The organism is Aeromonas sp. YN13HZO-058, from assembly GCF_001921245.1.
Lineage (GTDB): Bacteria > Pseudomonadota > Gammaproteobacteria > Enterobacterales > Aeromonadaceae > Aeromonas > Aeromonas allosaccharophila.
Window position 1 is genome coordinate 191,787 of sequence record NZ_MQSY01000062.1, and the last position, 18,275, is coordinate 210,061.

The following is an 18,275-nucleotide window of genomic DNA, read 5'->3' on the forward strand; positions in this document are numbered from 1 at the left end:
GCCAAGACGCCTGAGCACGGCGAATTGGCTGGATCAGCCGAAATCGAATAGCCGCGACATCAATACCGCATCTTCCCGATCGTTGCCGGTGCCGTAGTAATCGGCGCGGCGGCAATATTCGGCAAAACCGGCGCTCTCGTAGAGGTTGATGGCGGTCTGGTTACCGGCCCGCACCTCGAGAAACCAGGCCTCTGCGCCAGCTTGTTTGCTGCGCGCCAGATAGGCCTGCAACAGCGCTCGTCCCAACCCCTTGCCCTGAAACGCCGGATGCACGCAGATGTTCATCAGCGAGCTGTCACCGGCCACCAGATCCGAGATATAGAAGCCCGCCGGGCGGCCATCTACCAGCATCAAGCCGTTGAGATAGCGAGGGCCGAAGCAGGAGAGCAGGTTGGCCTGACTCCACGGCTCCTTGTGAGCGGCTTGCTCGATGGGGTAGACAAGGTCGAAATCGCTCTCGAGCAGGGGACGAAACTCAGGCATGGGGGCTCCGGATGGCAGCATTGTGGGCACCAGGGTTGGCAGAGGCGGCAGCAGGGGCAGCGTGTGTAAAATCAGGTAAAAAGAGCGACATCACAGTGGGGCTTGGCGGCATGATGCAGGATCACGCCGCGCTGGCCGCAAGGTGTTGGCGCAGTTGTTGCCACAGGGCGCGCTTTTGCGCGGCGCTGGGAGCGAGCGGGCAGATCAGCGCATCCGGCCGCTCGGGGTTGGCCTCCGTCAGCCAGAGCAGGGGGGAGGCGTCCGCCCTTTGCAGGTCGGCGGGCGGCAGCTCGCTGAGCAGGGAGACCTCATCGGGCGTCATGCCGAGCAGCTGGCAGATATCCGCCAGCAGCGTGGTGGCAGGCAGCCTAGGTGCCAGCAGCCAGAGTTTGCCGCTGGGCAACGGGGCGCTGGTGGCCGGGGGCGTCTGGCCAGGCTGAGCGGCATGTTGCTCAAGTTCGGGAGCAGGTTCTGCGCCCAGCAATGCCGGACGACGCAGCTGCCAGCTTTGAATGCCCATGCGGGCCAACATGCTCTGACGAACGGGATCTTGCATCTGGGGCGACTCACTCTTGATCTGCATTGGGGAAAATCGTGTTGCGCAGGGTACACTCGAACCGGTTTTGCTGCACCCTTTGCAACGTATCATCTGGCGTATGCGGGCATGACACGCTGGCCATGATGCTGATAACCACTCTGGCCACGCATGGGCGCTGCAACGGTATCGCACCGCCCTGGCGTTTTTTCCTGCCAGAGTCGAGTATTCTGCGGCAAGAGATACCAGAATAAACATCATAACAAGACAAAATCCAAGGTCGAACAAATGGATATCGCACCTTGGGGCTATCATCATCCCAGCTTCGGAACAGTCTCTATGTCGTCTTTAGCTCAAGCCCAGAACCCCGCGCGTCTTATTCCCATCCAGGAGCGGCTGCCCCGGCTGCTGGCGGCCCTTGGCGAGGGGCTCTACGAACGGCAGGATGCCCTGCGCCTCGGTCTGCTGGCCGCCCTCAGTGGCGAGAGCCTCTTCTTGCTGGGCCCGCCCGGCATCGCCAAGAGCCTGATTGCCCGCCGCCTCAAGCTGGCATTTCACGATGCCCGCCACTTCGAATACCTGATGACCCGTTTCAGTACGCCGGAGGAGGTGTTTGGCCCCCTCTCCATTCAGGCGCTGAAGGAGGATGGCAAATACCTGCGCCTCACCGCCGGTTATCTGCCGGAGGCCGAGGTGGTGTTCCTCGACGAGATTTGGAAGGCGGGCCCCGCCATCCTCAATACCCTGCTCACCGCCATCAACGAGCGGCAGTTCCGTAATGGCGACAGTCAGCACCCCATCCCGATGCGCTTGCTGGTGACCGCCTCCAACGAGCTGCCGGCGCCGGATAGCGGGCTGGAAGCGCTCTACGACCGGATGCTGGTGCGGATCTGGATGGACCGGGTGCAGGAGAAGTCGAACTTTCAGGCGATGCTGGCCAGTGATGGCCATGCCCACCAGAACTTGCCGGAATCCTTGCAGATCCGGGGCGATGAGTACGAGCAGTGGCAGAGCCAGATTGAGCAGGTGCGCCTGCCGGATGCCTGTTTCGAGCTGATCTATCAACTGCGCCAACAGCTCGACAGCCAGCTTGCCCATCGCTGTTATGTGTCGGATCGCCGCTGGAAGAAGGCGGTACGGCTCATCAAGGCGAGTGCCTTCTTCAATGGCCGCGACGAGGTGGCCCCCCTCGACCTGCTGCTGTTCAAGGATTGCCTCTGGCATGACGAGGAGTCCCGCACAACCCTGATGGAGATGATTACCGAGTTCTCCCGTCTCTATGGTTATCAGCAACTGGCGATGACCCGCCAGCTGCTGGCGCTGCGCGATCAGTTCAAACAGCTGAAACAGAGCGTGGCCCAGCGGCTCTGCACCAAAGCGCGCCAGCGCAAGCAGTGGTTTGGCCGCCGTGCCCGGGGCATCGAGATCCCGCTCGCCAATGCCAGGCCCTTTGGCAAGCAGGTACACTTTCATCTGCTCACTCCGGCGCCGCTGGATGGCAGCGATCCCGAGCGCCTCACCCGCACGCTGGTGTTCGATCGTACCCTGCTCTCCCACTGGCGCCCTACCGGCGAGGCGCTGGTCGGCTATCAGTTCGGCAACCCGAAAGAGGGGCACTACGAGCTGGTGCTCGATGATGAGCTGCGGCTTCAGGTGCTCGATATCCAGCGCCAGCAGATCCCGCTGGTGCTGATGGAGCGCAACGCCATTCCCGAAGTGGTGCTGGAGCCCTGGTTGCAGGCGCTCGATGAGCAACTGGTCCAGGTTGGCAAGGTGATGCAGGAGCTCAAGCAGCAGTGCAGCCTGTTCGAGCGTCATCAACAACACCTCTTTATCGCCTCACGCTGGCTACAGCAGGTGGAGGACAGCTTCTTCGTGCTGAACCGGGATCTCGAACTGCTGCGCAGCGAGCTGACCCAGTGGCGCGAGCGGTTGCCAAGGCTGGACGAGTAAGGGGCGCACATGCTTGAGATTGGCATGCTGGATCTGGGGCTCCTGATGGGCGAAGGGGAGCTGGCGGGTGAGGTGGCGCTCCTGCTGGCAGCCTCGCCCAAGATATCCGAATTTATCAAACGCTCCCCGCTGCAAGGCAAGCTGCTGAAAAAGCGCCTGCAGAGCTGGGGCGAACAGCTCGGTGAGGAGATCCGCCACAAGCCGGTGCCGGTGGCGCTGGAGCAGGAGTACCTGCTCTATCAGGCACACCGGCAACTGCCGATGACCGAGTTGATTGGTCGCCTGCCCGGCCTGCTGGAGTCGCTGGATCAGTACAGCCCCTTCGCCGGTGAGGCCCGCTCCTTGGTACGCCAGCTGATGGCTCACCCCACCGAGGGGCTGCGCCAGCTCTTTATCGACAAGTGGCGAGCCAGTCTGGTGGGGGGCCTGTTGCAGTTGCAGCAGCAGATCGCCGAGGCGGAGCGGGAGAAGCAGCGTCAGGAGATTGAAGATCAGCTGCTGGCGAGCCGCACCTTGGCTGATGCCCTCGATCCCAACCAGATTTCTGCGGGCGGCCTTTGGGATCTGGCGCAGGGACACTGGCACAAGCGCAGTCTGGTGCTGATCAAGCAATATGCCCGCATGTTGCAGCGCGAGCCCTTGCTGGCGGAGATCGCCGGTCTGCTCGGCCGCAGCGAGCGGGATCGGCGAGCGCAGGAGCAACCGGTGCCGCCGGTCGAGGTGCTGGAGCTGGAGCCCGCCCCCAGCGATGATGTGCCGGACGATCTGGTGGGAATCCATCAGGCCAGCGATCTGATGCGGCTATTGCCAAGCGAGGCGGTGATGCTGGGGCTGCCGGAGCTGGAGCTGGAGTTCTATCGCCGCTATCTGGAGCGGCGCCTGCTCAGCTACCAGTCACGCGGCACCCTGCCGCGCCAGCGCATCATGCTGCGCACCCCCGAGCAGGGCGGCAAGCAACTGCAGCAGCGCGGCCCCTTTATCGTCTGTGTCGATACCTCCGGCTCCATGGGCGGTTATCCCGAGGAGTGTGCCAAGGCGCTGTTTCTGGCGTTGCTCAAGGTGGCGATGGATGAGAAGCGCGGCTGCTACCTGATGCTCTTCTCCACCGAGGTGGCGACCCTCGAGATCACCGCAGATACCGGTCTGGAGAAGGCGGAGCGCTTCCTCTCCATGAGCTTTCACGGTGGTACCGATCTGGTGCCCTGCCTTGAGAAGGCGCTGGCCAAGCTCGATGATCCTGCCTTTGCCAAGGCCGATGTGCTGGTCATCTCCGACTTTATCGCCCAGAGCCTGCCCCACGCCCTGCTCGATCAGATGAACAGCTATCGCCAGCGCCAGACCCGCTTCCATGCGGTGGCCATGTCCCGCCACGCCAAACCGGCCTTGCTGCGGGTCTTCGACAACAGCTGGCTGCTCGATTGCGGCTTGCGTGGTCGGCTGCTGCGGCGCTGGCAGCATCACTAGTAACCGGGAGGGCCCAGCGTTACGTTGCGCCCTCTTGCCGCCGTGATTGTCCCGCGAGCGTTCAACTCAATGATGTCGCTGTAAAATGTGACCAGATAGCCATTCGGGCGGCAGCGTGGGACTCAGCTCTTTACAACCCTTGTTGCAGGGGAAAAGATAGTGATTTTCCGGCATCCACTGCCCGATGACCTCTCCCATTCACCCGGAGTCTTTATGCGTCACCTTGCTTTACTGCTGTTGCTGGCGGTGTTCGGGCTGGCGGCCCAACCCTTGTCACCCGCCCAGTTGGAGAGCGAACTGGATGATATGGAACGGGTCTATCAGCCGATAGAACTGTTACATGAACGGATCGACCGGCTGTTGCAGGATGGCGATGCTTATTCGCAGCCACAGCAGATGCGGATCCGGCGGTTGGCTTGCTGGGCGCAATCGGCCGATGACATGCAGGAGTCCCGTCGTGCCATTGCATATGCCGACAGCCAGCTGGCGCTCGCTAAAAAGCGGGAAGATGGCGCCGCCATGGCCGATCTGACTATTTGCCGTGGCTGGTTCAATCAGTTGCTTGGCGAGGTGGCACAGGCTCGTCATGACTTCGATGAGGGATTGCGCCTTGCGAGGGTGGCGGCCTTGCCAAAGCTGGAGGCGCTGGCGCTGTCCCGACGGGGGGCCATGCTGTCGTTTCAGGGGGCGTCCGGGCAGGGGCTGGTGGATCTTACCAAGGCGCACGACATCTATGAAGAACTGGGGCTGGTCACCTGGTATCACCAGGCGCAGCTCGAGATCGCGGCAGCATTTCGCCGGATGGGGCTCTATACCGAGGCGCTAACCACTCTGCACCGGCTGGATAAACACTTTGTCAAGAACCACAACGGCTTCGGGGCGGCCAGGATGAGCGAGCAGTTGGCACTGGTCTATCTGGATACTGGGCGCTATCAGGAGGCGCAACAGGAGCTTGAGCGGAGCCTCGCTTTTTTCCACCAGCCGGAATACCGGATTGAACATGCCGATCGTCAGGTGATGCTGTCGGAGGCTCTGCTCGGTCAGGGGCGCACGGAGGAGGCTGGGCGCTTGTTGGGGCAGGCTGCACAGGTGCTCTCTCCGCAAGTGGATCTCATTCTCCATGCCCATCTCGAGTTGGTGATGGCCAAGCTGCAGGTAAAAAAGCGGGAGCCGGTTGCGGCCCTGCGCGCGCTTGCGACAATTGAACAGATCCTGAAGGCAGAGGGGCACATTCGTTACCTGATGGATCTCTACGGCGTGCGTAGCGAAGCATTCGAGTTGCAAGGGGACTATCCGGCGGCGCTGGCGGCGTTGCGGGATCATCTGGTGCAGGAGCAGCGTCTCGATCAACTGCAACGGGAGCAGAGCACCGCCTGGGTGCGTGGCGAGTTTGAACTGGCCCGCCAGGAGGCTGAAAACCGACGGTTGCGGGCTGAACAACAGTTACAGCAGCAGGAGTTGGCGCGGGTCAAGGAGCGTCGTTTCTGGCTGTTGGTGGTGATGGTGCTCTGTGGGGGGCTGGCTTTGCTGACCATGGGGTGGCTGCTTGAGCGCAATCGTCGGATGCATCGGCTGGCCTTTACCGATGAGCTGACCGGCATCAATAACCGGCGCCGGGTGTTGCAGCACGGCAGCAATATGTTTGCGCTGGCTCGCAGGCAGGGCACACCCTTTTGTCTGCTGGTGTTCGATATCGATCACTTCAAGCGGATCAACGACACCCTGGGCCATCATCAGGGAGACCGGGTGCTGCAATGGGTCTCGCAAGCGGTGTCGAGTCAGTTACGCCAGCATGATGTGTTGGGACGTATCGGGGGGGAGGAGTTCCTGGTCTTGCTGCCGGATACCGGTATCGAGGAGGCGTGCCGGATGGCTGAGCGGATCCGCGAGAGGGTAGCCAACCTGACGCTGCCCGGTCTCTCCCATCCGGTGACTATCAGCATAGGCGTCGCTTGCCAGCAGGCTGATGATCCGGATCTGGCTGCCCTGACCCGGCGCGCAGACGAGGCCCTCTACCGCGCCAAGGAGGCTGGGCGCAACCGGGTGGAAACAGACGACTGACGGGCTGGGTATTTTTCACTCGCGCGGGTATAATGTCGCGCAATTTTGCTTTGACTCAGGCGAGAAGACCCATGTAACGCAACCCTCCTCCCTCTCTCCACCAGGTTGGCAACACGCCAGCTGGCGTGGCTTTCGTTGCGTATACATGTGCCGTGAGCGGCATTCCGGATTTATTCCCACGGTGGCTGATGCCACCGCTCAATAGAAGAACGTTGAATTATGTCAGCTGAATTTCTGAGTGAAGTCTCCAAGAGACGCACTTTTGCGATCATTTCGCACCCGGATGCGGGTAAAACCACCATCACTGAAAAAGTCCTGCTGTTCGGACAGGCCATTCAGCGCGCCGGTACCGTCAAGGGCCGTGGCTCGGGCCAGCACGCCAAATCCGACTGGATGGAGATGGAGAAGCAGCGTGGTATCTCCATCACTACCTCGGTGATGCAGTTCCCCTATGCCGACTGTCTGGTCAACCTGCTCGACACCCCGGGTCACGAGGACTTCTCTGAAGATACCTACCGTACCCTGACCGCGGTCGACTGCTGCCTGATGGTCATCGATGCCGCCAAGGGTGTTGAAGACCGGACCCGCAAGCTGATGGAAGTCACCCGTCTGCGTGATACCTCCATCCTCACCTTCATGAACAAGCTGGACCGCGAAGTGCGCGACCCGATGGAAGTGATGGACGAGGTGGAGCGCGAGCTGAAGATCATGTGCGCCCCCATCACCTGGCCGATCGGCTGTGGCAAATCCTTCAAGGGGGTCTACCACCTCTACAAGGATGAGACCTATCTGTATCAGACCGGTCAGGGCCACACCATCCAGGAGAAGCGGGTGGTCAAGGGTCTGAACAACCCGGATCTCGATGCCGCCATCGGCGAGGATCTGGCTGCCCAACTGCGCGGCGAGCTGGAGCTGGTACAGGGTGCCTCTCCCGAGTTCGACCACGAGGCCTTTATCGCGGGCGAGATGACGCCGGTGTTCTTCGGTACTGCACTCGGTAACTTCGGTGTCGACCACATGCTGGACGGTCTGACCGACTGGGCGCCGTCTCCGATGCCGCGTAAGGCCGAGAGCCGCGAAGTCGAAGCGACCGAGGAGAAGTTCTCCGGCTTCGTGTTCAAGATCCAGGCGAACATGGATCCGAAACACCGCGACCGTATCGCCTTTATGCGTATCGTGTCAGGCACCTACAGCAAGGGCATGAAGATGCGCCACGTGCGCATCGGCAAGGATGTGAACATCTCCGACGCCGTTACCTTCATGGCCGGTGACCGGGAGCAGGCGGAAGATGCCTTCGCCGGTGACATCATCGGTTTGCACAACCACGGCACCATCCAGATCGGTGACACCTTCACCCAGGGTGAGGATCTCAAGTTCACCGGTATCCCGAACTTCGCGCCGGAACTGTTCCGCCGCATCCGCCTGCGCGATCCGCTCAAGCAGAAGCAGCTGCTCAAGGGGCTGGTGCAGCTCTCCGAAGAGGGCGCGGTGCAGGTGTTCCGTCCGCTGATCAGCAATGATCTCATCGTTGGTGCGGTCGGTGTGCTGCAGTTTGACGTGGTGGTTTCGCGCCTGAAGAGCGAATACAACGTTGAAGCCCTGTACGAAGCGGTCAACGTCTCCACCGCCCGCTGGGTGGAGGGGACCGACGTCAAGAAGTTCGAAGAGTTCAAGCGCAAGAACGAGGTCAACCTGGCCCTCGATGGCGGTGACAACCTCACCTACATCGCGCCGACCATGGTCAACCTGCGCCTGGCCCAGGAGCGTCACCCCGACGTTCACTTCCGCCAGACTCGCGAGCACTGATCACCGCTGGTTTGCCTGTTGGCAGATGATCAAAGAGACCCCGCTTCGGCGGGGTCTCTTTTTTGTATCGCTTTGCCTGATAAGGAGAGATGCCGGTGGCAATTGCATGGCTCCTGGCCGGTCGCCAGCGACCTTTGCTCTGGTCATCTCCCGGAGGGAACCATCCGATATCTGTCCGAAAGATAGCGGAAGTGTTTTTGCTCACTTCTCCCCTTGCGGGAGAAGGGGTGGGGATGAGGGGCTTTACTCCAGCGACAGCACCATGCAGATCTCGCAATCCCCGTGACCGGTGCAGCCGAGGGGGCCGGGCAGGTGTTCAAAGCCGAGGGATTCATAGAGGCTGGTGGCCTCGCGCAGCACTTCGGTCGTCTCCAGATAGCAGCGTTGATAGCCCAAGTCTCGAGCGGTATCCAGCGCTTGCAACACCAGCCGCTTGCCAAGGCCAAGCCCGCGCAGGGCGGGCATAAAGTACATCTTCTGCAGCTCGCAGACCCCCTCTTCCCCCGCCAGCGGCGCTATACCGCCACCGCCGAGGATGGCACCGTCCGGCCCTTCGATCACCCAGTAGCGGCTCTTCTCCCCCTGATAGCTTCGGGATAGGGTATCGAGATTGGGATCGGAGACCCCATAACCCTTGTCGGCGGTGAGGCCATATTCGGCCGATACGGCGCGGATCACCGTGGCGATCCGGGGATCATCTGCCGCCGTGATGGGGCGAATGCGGTAACCCTGCTGGCGGCGGGCGCGGGAGAGGGCGCTGCGGTAGAGCAGCAGGCCGCTCCACAACTGCTCACGCTCGGGCTGGCTCAACTGTGCCAGCATCTCCTCCATTGCCCCGTCCATCTCCCGGTGCAGCTCCAGCAACATCGTTTGACCCTCGGCAGTGAGACGGGCCTCCTTGCTGCGCCCGTCGGAGGGGTGCGGGTGCCAGCTGATCAGCTCCCGTTCGGCGAGGCGAGCCAGCGGGCGGCTGGCGTTGGATTTGTCGATGTGCAGTTTTTCCGCCAGTTGCTGGTTGGTGGCGGGGGCGTTTTCCAGCTCGATCAGCAGGTGAGCCTCGATGGGGGTGAGGGCCAGATTGCCGCACTGCTGGGAGAGCATGCCGAGTTCGCGGACCAGATCGCGCGACAGGGCGCGCAGGGGACGGGGGTCCATATCGTGGCTTCCTATTTTAGTTGTGCATGACAACTAAAATAGCGTAAAAGTTGTAATTCGCAACATTTTTTCTCCGTCATGTTGGTCCGGGGGAGGCGGGTCAGGCCAACCCTTTGCCATGGAGTCGGCTGAGGGTTGGCTGCCGTGATTACCCGATATCAGCCTTTGGCTACCGGAATGCCCCATTCGTTCAAAATCCCCCACTCGCTCAATCTGGCCTGCCACTGGGGGCGCCCTTCATTGATTCGAAATGGTCCGAGTTGCCATGGTGTTGGCATGGCTTGCTCCAGCGTGCGGGCCAGCAGCTGTTTGGCCCAGCCAGCGCGGTCAATCTCCTGCCAGCTGCCACCCTGTAACTGCAACAGGGTGATGACCTGCCGCAGCTCGTGCAATTTGCCGATGCTCTGCTCCTGTTTGAGCTGGCGCCCCCTGGCCTGAGCGGGCAGTAACCAGCCCAGCAAGCGGCCGGTGCGGCTGGTGGCCGGTTGCCGCAGTGCCTGGATGCCATCGTCCAGCACCTTGAGGTAGGGCTGGGTGAACGTTATGCCCAACATGTCGAGGGTATGAGGGGAAAACCGATCCGCATCGGCGTGGGTCGGCAGATGCAGGGTATGCTCCTCGACCCGTCGCAGGTAGTGGTTGTTCTCCTCTGTCAGCTGGGCAGCCAACTCGCGTATCTGCGGCAGGGTGAGTGCAGCCAGGGTCGCCATATCGATATGGGTTACCGGAATGGATTCGGCTGGTGGCAGGTGCTTTCCATCCAGTTCTGCCTGCAGATTGGCGGCCGATCTGGTCAGCTTCGCCAGGATTTGGCAGGCAGGCCGGTTGCCCAGCTGGCGGGTGATCTCCTTTTCCAGATTGAGATGTTCTTCCGCCTCGAGGCGGCGTAGTTGTTCCGCCTGCTGTTGTGCCAGCGCCGGATCTGCCGTTCTTGCTTGGGGGTCAGTGCGCTGGGCTGTGGATGGGGTGGCAATAGTTGCTGGCGGCAGGGGTTCGGCTCGCACCGTGAAGCTGAACGCCAGCATGCCTTCGAGTTTGAAGTGGCGGCCCAGCATGCCTGCCCGTCCGCTCTCTTGGGCGAAGGCGTGATAGAGCGCGCCACGGCCATGACCGGCCAGCAGGCGGTTCATCACGTTTGCCATCTCCTCCTTGCGGGAGGGAAGGGCGATGATCTTGACCTGTGCGCCGTCGGGCGTGTCGAGCAAGCCAAGATAGCGGCCGATCTCGGGTTGTTGCAGGTAGTCTCGCAGATACGCAGTATGGCACTCACGCTTGGCCGGGTTGGCATCCAGATAGTGCTGCAACACCTGTTTCAGCTCCAGCGCCAGTTGCCGCAGTTCGGGTTCGCCCAAGGCTCTCGGCGCAAGGGGCTGACTGCGTAATTGGCAGGATTTGCTGCCAAAGGATCCCTTGAGGGCGACATAGCGTCCGATCTCACCGGCAGGATCCTTGACCAGCGCGTTGCTGAGCGCCTTGCCATCTGGCAGTTTTTTCAGCCGGTTGAGCAGGGTGACCAGATGGGTCAGGGGATCTGCGGCCGCCAGCGTCGGCTTGCCGAGTTCATTGCGCATCTGTCCGGCACTCAGCAAGTCATCGAGTGCGGTTTGCTGTTCGGGGTGTTGTTGCACATAGCCCGAGAGCCCCTTGCGCAGTTCGCGATTCAACTGCTGCTGGCTATCGGGGGCCAGCGCTGGCGGGGTCGGCAGCGCCAGTTCGGGGCGATCGGTGGTAGGTACGGTCAGGTTGCGACACGGGTTCACAAAGCGACTGCCGGGATTGCTCCGGGGGCGGGAGGGCGTTGCGACAGTCGCGAGTGGGGCGGTGGGTTCGATTTTCCTGGTGGGCTCCTTGCTTGCTACTGCTCTGCGTAGAGTCGGGGCGTGAGGTCGTGGGCCAGTTCGGCAAGCTGACCCATCAGGTTGTCGAGCAAGGGTTCATCGCAGTGGGCGAGAAAAATCTGGGCGTAGAGGGTGAGGGTGGGTAGATCCCCCTCCAGTCCGAGCCAGGCACCGCCCATCCGGTTGACCTCGCTATTGAGGCTCAGCCAGTGCTGCAGGTTGGCGGGGGTCAGGCTATTGGCATCCAGCTGGCCTGTCATCGGGGTGGTGATGAGCAGCACGCTCTCATCGGGATCGACCTCCAGCCACCACTCCCTGTCCTGCTGGTCGAGCAATAGAAACATCCGGTTTTTCCCATCCGGGGCAGCGGTGGCCTGCGTACCGGAGAGGCGTGCGATCCAGTGATAAGCATGGTGGTGTGACATGGCGTGCTCTCCCCTTGGCAAGGTGTCGGGAAGAGTATTCCATGGCGAGGCGGCGCTATCTGTCAGTGCTGGCCGCGATTATGGCGGGAAAGGACGAACGGCAGCCCCGTTGATGGGGCTGCCGCAGGCAAGGAGGGGTGTCAGGCGGCGGCTCTGATGGCCAGTTCCGGGCGGCGGGAGAAGCAGCGGGCGAGCAGCAGCATGGTGGCCACGCCTATGGTGCCCAGCACCAGCCAGGGGAGGGCCGGTTGCCCCTGTTGCAGCGAGAAGTCATAGAGAGAACCGCCGCCCACGTAGCCGGTCATGCCTCCCAGCGCCAGCCCGAGGCGGCTGAAGCCCATGTAGCTGCCGCGGGCATTGGGGTTGGCGAGCTTGGTCATCAGGGTCTCCCGGGCCGGTTCGCAGATGATGATCCCCAGATAGAAGCAGGCCAGCAGCACGAAGATGCCGGAGAGGGTGCTGACAAACGCAACCAGCCCAATCCCCACCGTCATCAGCAGGATACCTGCCATCAGTCGGCTCTCCAGCCGATAGCGCCGCTCGCTGAAACGGGCGATAGGGTAGAGCAGCGCCAGCGACAGCGCCGTTTCCAGACTGTACATCCAGCCCACTGCCGTGGTGGTGCCAGCCAGTTGCTTGACCAGGATCGGGAAGATCAGCATCACCTGCACCCACAGCATGTAGTAACCGCTCAGGATCAGCACCAGCCGACAGAAGGCGCGATCCGCCAGCACCTGCCCCAACCCTTCCCGCATCGGCGTCGGTTTGACCGAGAGGCGGTAGGCGGGCAGCAGGGTCCAGTTGCAGAGCGCCGCCAGGGTGAAGAGCCCGGCGCCCAGCAGGCAGACGTAGGTGAAGTCGAAACGCAGCAGCCAGCTGCCGAGCAGGGCGCCGGTGACGGCCCCCGCACTCTCCAGCATCATCAGCAGGGAGATAAAACGGCCCCGCTCATGGGGACGGGTAAATTTGATCACCAGCGCCGCCCGTGGCGGGTCAAACAGGCAGCCGCCCAGACCGGACAAGAAGCAGGAGAAGATCAGCATGGCGCCGCTGTCGGCCCAGGCCAGGGTGGCGAAGCCCACCGCCCGCAGCAACATGCCGGTGACGATGAGCGGGCGGGCGCCAAAGCGGTCGGCCAGCGAGCCGCCGAAGATCCCCAGCCCCTGCTGGGTCAGCTGGCGCAGGCCGAGGGCCAGCCCCACCAGACCCGCCGCCCAGCCGAGTTGATCGACGAAGCGCAGGCTGATCATCGGCATCACCACAAAGAAACCCAGGATCACCAGTGTGGTATCCAGCGCCAGAAACCAGCGTCCCCAAAACCTCGCCCTATCGACCATAACACCCTCTCATTCACAGATAACTTCATTCTGGAGAGGGTTTAGATATAGTGGTAGACGACAACTACCTATATTTCATATCAGGATTATTTATGTCTATGGATCTGGACGATCTGCAACTGCTGCTGGATGTCGCCGAGCTGGGCAGTTTCAGTCAGGCGGCGGCCATTCGTGGCTGGTCGCAGCCGCTGGTGAGCCAGCGCATAGCTCAGCTCGAACTCAGTCTCGGTGCGCCGCTGTTTCAGCGCCATCGGCGCGGGGTGACGCCGACCCGTGCCTGCGAGCAGTTTCTGCCATCAGCCCGTTCGGCACTGGCCACCCTGAGTGAGGGACGACTGGCACTGCAGGGGGCGCCAGCGCTGCCTTGCATCCGTCTTGCTAGCCTGCCCTCTCTGACAGCTGTGGTATTCGGTTCCTTGTTGATGGAGCTGGTGGACGAGCCCTTCGAGATCCGCTGCACCACGGATCACTCCGGGGTGATCATGCAGGAGTTGCTGACCGGGGTGACCGATATCGGCTTTGTGCTCAAGTGTCCGCCGGTGGCAGGCCTGCAGATGGAGCTGCTCTGCTGCTCCCCCATCATCGCCATCGCCTCGCCACTGCATCCGTTGGCGGGATGCCATGGCCTGACCCTGCAGGATATCGCCGACCAGCGGCTGGCGCCTCAGGTGTGGGGGCCGGGGTGTGACGTCTTTATCCAGCAGTTGCGGCGGCTGCGGCGGGCCGCCAGCCCCCTGCATGCGGTGCAGCCCGCCAGTGCGGCGCGGGATCTGGCGCTGGAACACGGGTTTATCACCCTGATGCCGGAGCTGGCCATCAAGCGGGATCTGGAGGTGGGGCGGCTGGTCAGGCTTGATGTGCGCAATCTGCCGCAAGAGCATTGGGATGTGATGATGGCGTGGCGCGGTGGCAAGCGGCCCAACCCGGCCCGGGAAACCGTGTTGGCCACCGCCCGCACACTGGCGAAACGGTGGCGGAATGAGGGGTGAATGGGAAGAGGGGGGCTGCAGTGTAAAAGGGTTGGCGCGGCCAGTGGCGATTGGCTACATTGGGTGGCTGGTTCGCTATTTGATCACTGATTTGAAAGGAGAATTCCATGTTTTCATGGCAGTTGGACGACGAGCTTGCGCTGCTCTTCTTGCAGCCCGATATGGCGAGCGAACTGTTTGCCCTCTGCAATGACAACCGGGAGTATCTCTCCCAGTGGCTACCCTGGCCGCCGCTGATCCAGCGCCCCGTCGACAGCGCCCTCTTCATTCGCAGTGCCATCGAGAAGTTCGCCCGCGGCGAGGGGCTCACCACCGCCATCGAGTATCAGGGGGAGGTGGTGGGGATTATCGGTTACAACAGCATCGATCACGACCTTGGCAAGGTGGTTATCGGTTACTGGCTGGCGGAGCGCTGGCAGGGCAACGGCATTATCACCCGGGCCTGTCAGGCCCTGATCCATCACGCCTTCGAGGAGATGGGGATGGAGAAGGTGGAGATAAGCGCCGCCACCGATAACGAACCCAGCAGAGCCGTCTGTGAACGGCTCGGGATGCAGCAGGAGGGGGTGACCCGGCGCGCAGAGCGGCTGGGCAACCGGATTGTGGACCATGCCCACTACAGCCTGCTGCGCGACGAGTGGCTAAGACAGAGGGAGTCCTGATGGCACTGCCACATATCAAGACGGCCCGAACCCATCTGACCATATTGTCGCCGGATCAGGCCCCCATGATGCTCGACTTCTACCGGCGCAACCGCGCCCATCTCGCCCCCTGGGAGCCGTTGCGTGACGAGCACTTTTACACCCTTTCTTACTGGCATGCCCGGTTGCAGGACAGTTACAGCCAGTTCTTCAACGGCACCAGCGTCAATCTGGTGGCGCTGGATCCGGCTGGCGAGCGGGTGATCGCCACCTGCAACTTCAGCAATATCCTGATGGGGGTCTTCAAGGCGTGTCATCTGGGCTATGCCATCGACCAGCAGCATCAGGGGCAGGGGGTGATGCGAGAGGCGTTGTCAGCCGCCATCGACTACCTGTTTCGGGAGCACGACCTGCATCGCATCATGGCTTGCTACATGCCTGCCAATCAGCGCAGTGGCGCCTTGCTGGAGCGGCTCGGTTTCGAGCGTGAGGGATTCGCACGGGAGTATCTGATGATCAATGGCCGCTGGGAGGATCACATCCTCACCTCGCTGATTAATTCAGCCCCCTGAGCGACAGATAAAAAAAACGGGCCCGAAGTTGCCTTCGGACCCGTCTTCGAATGAGGTGCAGGCTTAGTTGGCCTTGGCATCGCTCACTGCAGCTTCAACCTTGGTAGCCACTTCGTCAGCAGCTTTCTCAACGGTTGCAGTCGCTTCGGAGGTGGCCTTCTCTACGGTAGAGGTGGCTTCGCTAGCGGCTTTTTCTACAGTTGCAGCAACTTCGGCGGCCGGAGCAGCAGCAGGCGCGGCAGCTTTTTCTTCTTTCTGACCGCAAGCGGTCAACATCAGACCCAGGATACCGGCTACCAGTACTTTGTTCATGTGCATACCCTCAAAAAAAGATGGAGAGATGGTCTGTGCAACCATCACAGCGCCCACCGTTGCCCGGTATTGAAACAAGAGGCCGGGAGGCAGCAGGCGGGCGCAATATAGCCCCATTAGCTACCGATGAAAACGGATATCACAATAACATTTTTTCGTGCCGTGGATGAAAAACACTACTTAAACGACTACTATCAATGCAAGATGCGCTAAAATGACGAAATATGAACAATAAGTGACCTGGTTTGTGTTGTTTTTTGGCAGTTTAACAAGATTTACTCTGGGTAAAAGAGGCCGATGGCCAGCGCCTTAGTCAGACAGCTTCTGACAGGGCAGCCGTTTCCCCTCAAGGTGGCTCTGACGGGCCAGATCCAGCAGTGCCATTACCGCCAGCGCCTCGCATGCGGGCACCGGGTTGCTTCCTTCGCCCTTGATGGCGGCGCAGACACCGCGATAGTAGGCACCATAATCTCCCGCTTCACCCACCAGGCTCTGCTGCTGTAACTGACCATCGACAATGCGGCTGAGCTGACCGGGTTCACTATCCACGCCCCAATCCGCTGCCGGTGGCCGTTTGCCCAGCTTGAGCTGATCTTCCTGCACATCCATACCGAATTTGACGAACGAGCCCTGGCTGCCGTGAATGACAAAGCGCGGCATGGTGGCCGAGACCAGACAGCTGCCATGCAGGATCACTCGCATCTCGCCAGACCGTTCACCATAGCCCAGCACCACATGGAAGTAGTCGTCCGCCAGTGCGCCGGGGCGCTGCTCGGCCAGATCGGCCTGCAGCCAGTCCGGCTGGCCGAACAGCTGCAGCGCCTGATCCAGCACATGGGGGCCGAGATCGAACCAGAGGCCGGAACCCGGGCCACCCGCTTCGCGCCAGCGCTGGCGCACCTCGGGGCGATAGCGATCGAAGTGCGATTCGAACTGGGCGATCTGCCCCAGAGTCCCCTCGGTAATCAAACGGCGCACGGTGAGAAAATCCCCGTCCCAACGGCGGTTGTGGAAGATGCTGAGCAGCCGCTGCTGTTTTTCGGCCAGCTCGACCAGTGCTTGCGCCTCGGCCAGATCCAGTGCAAACGGCTTGTCGATCACCACATGCTTGCCTGCCAGCAGCGCCTGGCGGGCGAGGGGGGCATGGGTGTCGTTGGGGGTGGCGATCACCACCAGATCGACGGTCTCATCGCTCAGCACCTGTTCCAGCGAACCGACCCGGCAGCCGGGCAGGTCGGCCTGCACCTTGGCGGCATCACGGCTCACCACCCAGCTCAGGGACAAGTCCGGGGTGGTGGAGAGGAAGGGGGCGTGGAAGGTCTTGCCTGCAAAGCCATAGCCCACCAGGGCTGCGTTGAGAGTGTGGCTCATCGGGAGTTCTCCGCTGACATCGAGTGAGTGGGGTTGCCATCGCAGCCGGGCTGCCGGATGGCCATACGCTGTAAAGTCGATACAAACGAGAAGGGGGCCGATGGCCCCCTGAGTGTGCTCATCAGAACACAGGATTTATTGCAAACACAAGCGGCGTCCGCGCCGGGTCATCAGCATCACCAGGGGCGGCAGCAGCAGCCACATATGCAGCGCCAGTTGGCTCAGCGGGTCATGCATCAGGGCGCCGGTCAGGCCAACCAGGGCGCCGGATCCACTCATCTGGAACAGGCCGAGCAGGGCGGCGGCGGTACCGGCACAGTGGCCGAACGGTGCCAGCGCCATCCCGGCGGCAGCGCCCAGGATCATGGCAAAGCCGATGCTGGAGAGGAATACCGGCCCCATCATCGCCAGCGGATGTTCGATGTGCATCGCCAGGGTCAGGGCGATGGCAGAGAGCATCAACACCAGCAGGCCGATGCGCAGGGTGCGTCTTGGCCCCACCTTGGCGATAAAGCGTGGCGCCATAAAGCAGGCCAGAATGTTGAGCGCGGCGTTGGCGGTGAACCAGTAGCTAAAGCCACTCATATCCAGCCCCAATTTCACCATCAGCTGCACCGGTGCAGCAGTGACATAAGCGAGGATCACCGCCATCGCCAGCATGCACAGCGCCGCGTTGAACAGGAAGCTGGGTGAGCGCAGCACAGGGCTGTAGCGGGACCAGCTGATGAGGGCCCCTTCACTGCGGGTCTCCTCCGGGCGGGTCTCCGGCATCCGCCACATCAGCCAGCTGCCGACGATGAGCGCATAACCGGCCATAAACCAGAAGTTGGCAGACCAGCCCGCCTTGGCGGTGAGCCAGCCACCGAGCAGGGGGGCCAGCGCAGGAATAAAGCAGATGGCGCCATTGAGATAGGAGATCATCTGGCCGCTCTTTTTCGGGCCATAGCTGTCACGCACCACCGAGAAGGCGGCGACCGAAGTGGCGCAGGCGCCGAAGCCCTGCAGCACCCTGGCCAGCATCAATTCGCCGAGGCTGGCGGCAAAACCGGCCCCCAGCGCGCTCAGGCCATAGAGCAGCACGCCGCCCAGAGCGATGGGCTTGCGACCGTAGCGATCGGCCAGCGGGCCAACAAGCAGTTGCCCCAGCCCCATGCTGAACAGGAACCAGGTGATGGTGCCCTGCATCAGTGTCACTTCGGCGCCCAGCTGCTCGGCCATCTGCGGGATGGCGGGCAGGTAGATGTCGATAGCCAGCGGACTGAACAGCACCAGTAGTACGAGCAAAAGTATCAATGGCATCTGTCACCTCTTTAGTCAGCCAGGTTAATGAATT

At 61.8% G+C, this 18,275-nt stretch carries 16 protein-coding genes; 7 read left to right on the forward strand and 9 right to left on the reverse strand.

Features of this window, described 5'->3' with window-relative positions; translation table 11 throughout:
• Window positions 1-33: 33 nt before the first annotated feature.
• Window positions 34-483 (reverse strand): ribosomal protein S18-alanine N-acetyltransferase, encoded by a 450-nt coding sequence (gene rimI, locus BSP75_RS16800; protein WP_042656300.1) that lies wholly within the window; start codon window positions 481-483, stop codon window positions 34-36.
• Window positions 484-604: 121 nt separating this feature from the next.
• Window positions 605-1,039, reverse strand: coding sequence for a DNA polymerase III subunit psi (locus tag BSP75_RS16805; RefSeq protein ID WP_075113984.1), 435 nt, complete (start codon window positions 1,037-1,039; stop codon window positions 605-607).
• A 318-nt stretch (window positions 1,040-1,357) separates the two neighbouring features.
• Here BSP75_RS16805 and BSP75_RS16810 point away from each other — a divergent pair, with 318 nt between their 5' ends.
• From BSP75_RS16810 to prfC, 4 genes are all read left to right on the forward strand, one after another.
• Complete coding sequence (locus tag BSP75_RS16810) at window positions 1,358-2,971, forward strand: ATPase RavA domain-containing protein (protein WP_075113953.1); 1,614 nt, start codon at window positions 1,358-1,360, stop codon at window positions 2,969-2,971.
• A 9-nt stretch (window positions 2,972-2,980) separates the two neighbouring features.
• Window positions 2,981-4,435: an ATPase RavA stimulator ViaA gene (viaA, locus tag BSP75_RS16815; RefSeq protein ID WP_075113954.1), complete on the forward strand. Its 1,455-nt coding sequence runs from the start codon at window positions 2,981-2,983 to the stop codon at window positions 4,433-4,435.
• 213 nt (window positions 4,436-4,648) lie between these two features.
• Window positions 4,649-6,496 (forward strand): diguanylate cyclase, encoded by a 1,848-nt coding sequence (locus BSP75_RS16820; protein ID WP_075113955.1) that lies wholly within the window; start codon window positions 4,649-4,651, stop codon window positions 6,494-6,496.
• Between the two features lie 216 nt (window positions 6,497-6,712).
• Window positions 6,713-8,302, forward strand: a complete 1,590-nt coding sequence (prfC, locus tag BSP75_RS16825; protein WP_148140748.1) for a peptide chain release factor 3 — start codon at window positions 6,713-6,715, stop codon at window positions 8,300-8,302.
• A 243-nt stretch (window positions 8,303-8,545) separates the two neighbouring features.
• Here prfC and BSP75_RS16830 read toward each other — a convergent pair whose 3' ends face one another.
• The 4 genes from BSP75_RS16830 to mdtH all read right to left on the reverse strand — a co-directional run bounded on the left by BSP75_RS16830 (window position 8,546) and on the right by mdtH (window position 13,057).
• The gene (locus tag BSP75_RS16830) at window positions 8,546-9,457 is read right to left on the reverse strand and encodes a GNAT family N-acetyltransferase (protein WP_075113957.1); all 912 of its coding nucleotides are present in this window, start codon (window positions 9,455-9,457) and stop codon (window positions 8,546-8,548) included.
• Between the two features lie 158 nt (window positions 9,458-9,615).
• Window positions 9,616-11,217 (reverse strand): hypothetical protein, encoded by a 1,602-nt coding sequence (locus BSP75_RS16835; RefSeq protein WP_075113958.1) that lies wholly within the window; start codon window positions 11,215-11,217, stop codon window positions 9,616-9,618.
• Window positions 11,218-11,312: 95 nt separating this feature from the next.
• A complete protein-coding gene (locus BSP75_RS16840; RefSeq protein WP_075113959.1) occupies window positions 11,313-11,720 on the reverse strand; it encodes a type III secretion system chaperone in 408 nt (135 codons plus the stop codon).
• 140 nt (window positions 11,721-11,860) lie between these two features.
• A complete protein-coding gene (gene mdtH, locus BSP75_RS16845) occupies window positions 11,861-13,057 on the reverse strand; it encodes a multidrug efflux MFS transporter MdtH (protein ID WP_042063034.1) in 1,197 nt (398 codons plus the stop codon).
• 92 nt (window positions 13,058-13,149) lie between these two features.
• Here mdtH and BSP75_RS16850 point away from each other — a divergent pair, with 92 nt between their 5' ends.
• The 3 genes from BSP75_RS16850 (at window position 13,150) to rimJ (ending at window position 15,259) form a co-directional block, all read left to right on the forward strand.
• A complete protein-coding gene (locus BSP75_RS16850) occupies window positions 13,150-14,046 on the forward strand; it encodes a LysR family transcriptional regulator (RefSeq protein WP_075113960.1) in 897 nt (298 codons plus the stop codon).
• A 107-nt stretch (window positions 14,047-14,153) separates the two neighbouring features.
• Complete coding sequence (locus BSP75_RS16855) at window positions 14,154-14,708, forward strand: GNAT family protein (RefSeq protein WP_075113961.1); 555 nt, start codon at window positions 14,154-14,156, stop codon at window positions 14,706-14,708.
• Complete coding sequence (gene rimJ / locus BSP75_RS16860) at window positions 14,708-15,259, forward strand: ribosomal protein S5-alanine N-acetyltransferase (protein ID WP_075113962.1); 552 nt, start codon at window positions 14,708-14,710, stop codon at window positions 15,257-15,259. The genes BSP75_RS16855 and rimJ overlap by 1 nt, the downstream gene beginning before the upstream one ends.
• 63 nt (window positions 15,260-15,322) lie before the next feature.
• On the opposite strand, the gene BSP75_RS16865 is transcribed toward rimJ, so the two are convergent.
• The 3 genes from BSP75_RS16865 to BSP75_RS16875 form a co-directional block, all read right to left on the reverse strand.
• On the reverse strand, window positions 15,323-15,571 hold the full coding sequence (locus BSP75_RS16865) for a hypothetical protein (protein WP_042063080.1): 249 nt from the start codon (window positions 15,569-15,571) through the stop codon (window positions 15,323-15,325).
• Window positions 15,572-15,880: 309 nt separating this feature from the next.
• Window positions 15,881-16,942 (reverse strand): oxidoreductase, encoded by a 1,062-nt coding sequence (locus BSP75_RS16870; protein ID WP_075113963.1) that lies wholly within the window; start codon window positions 16,940-16,942, stop codon window positions 15,881-15,883.
• Between the two features lie 135 nt (window positions 16,943-17,077).
• A complete protein-coding gene (locus BSP75_RS16875) occupies window positions 17,078-18,241 on the reverse strand; it encodes a multidrug effflux MFS transporter (protein WP_058053980.1) in 1,164 nt (387 codons plus the stop codon).
• Window positions 18,242-18,275: the final 34 nt, after the last annotated feature.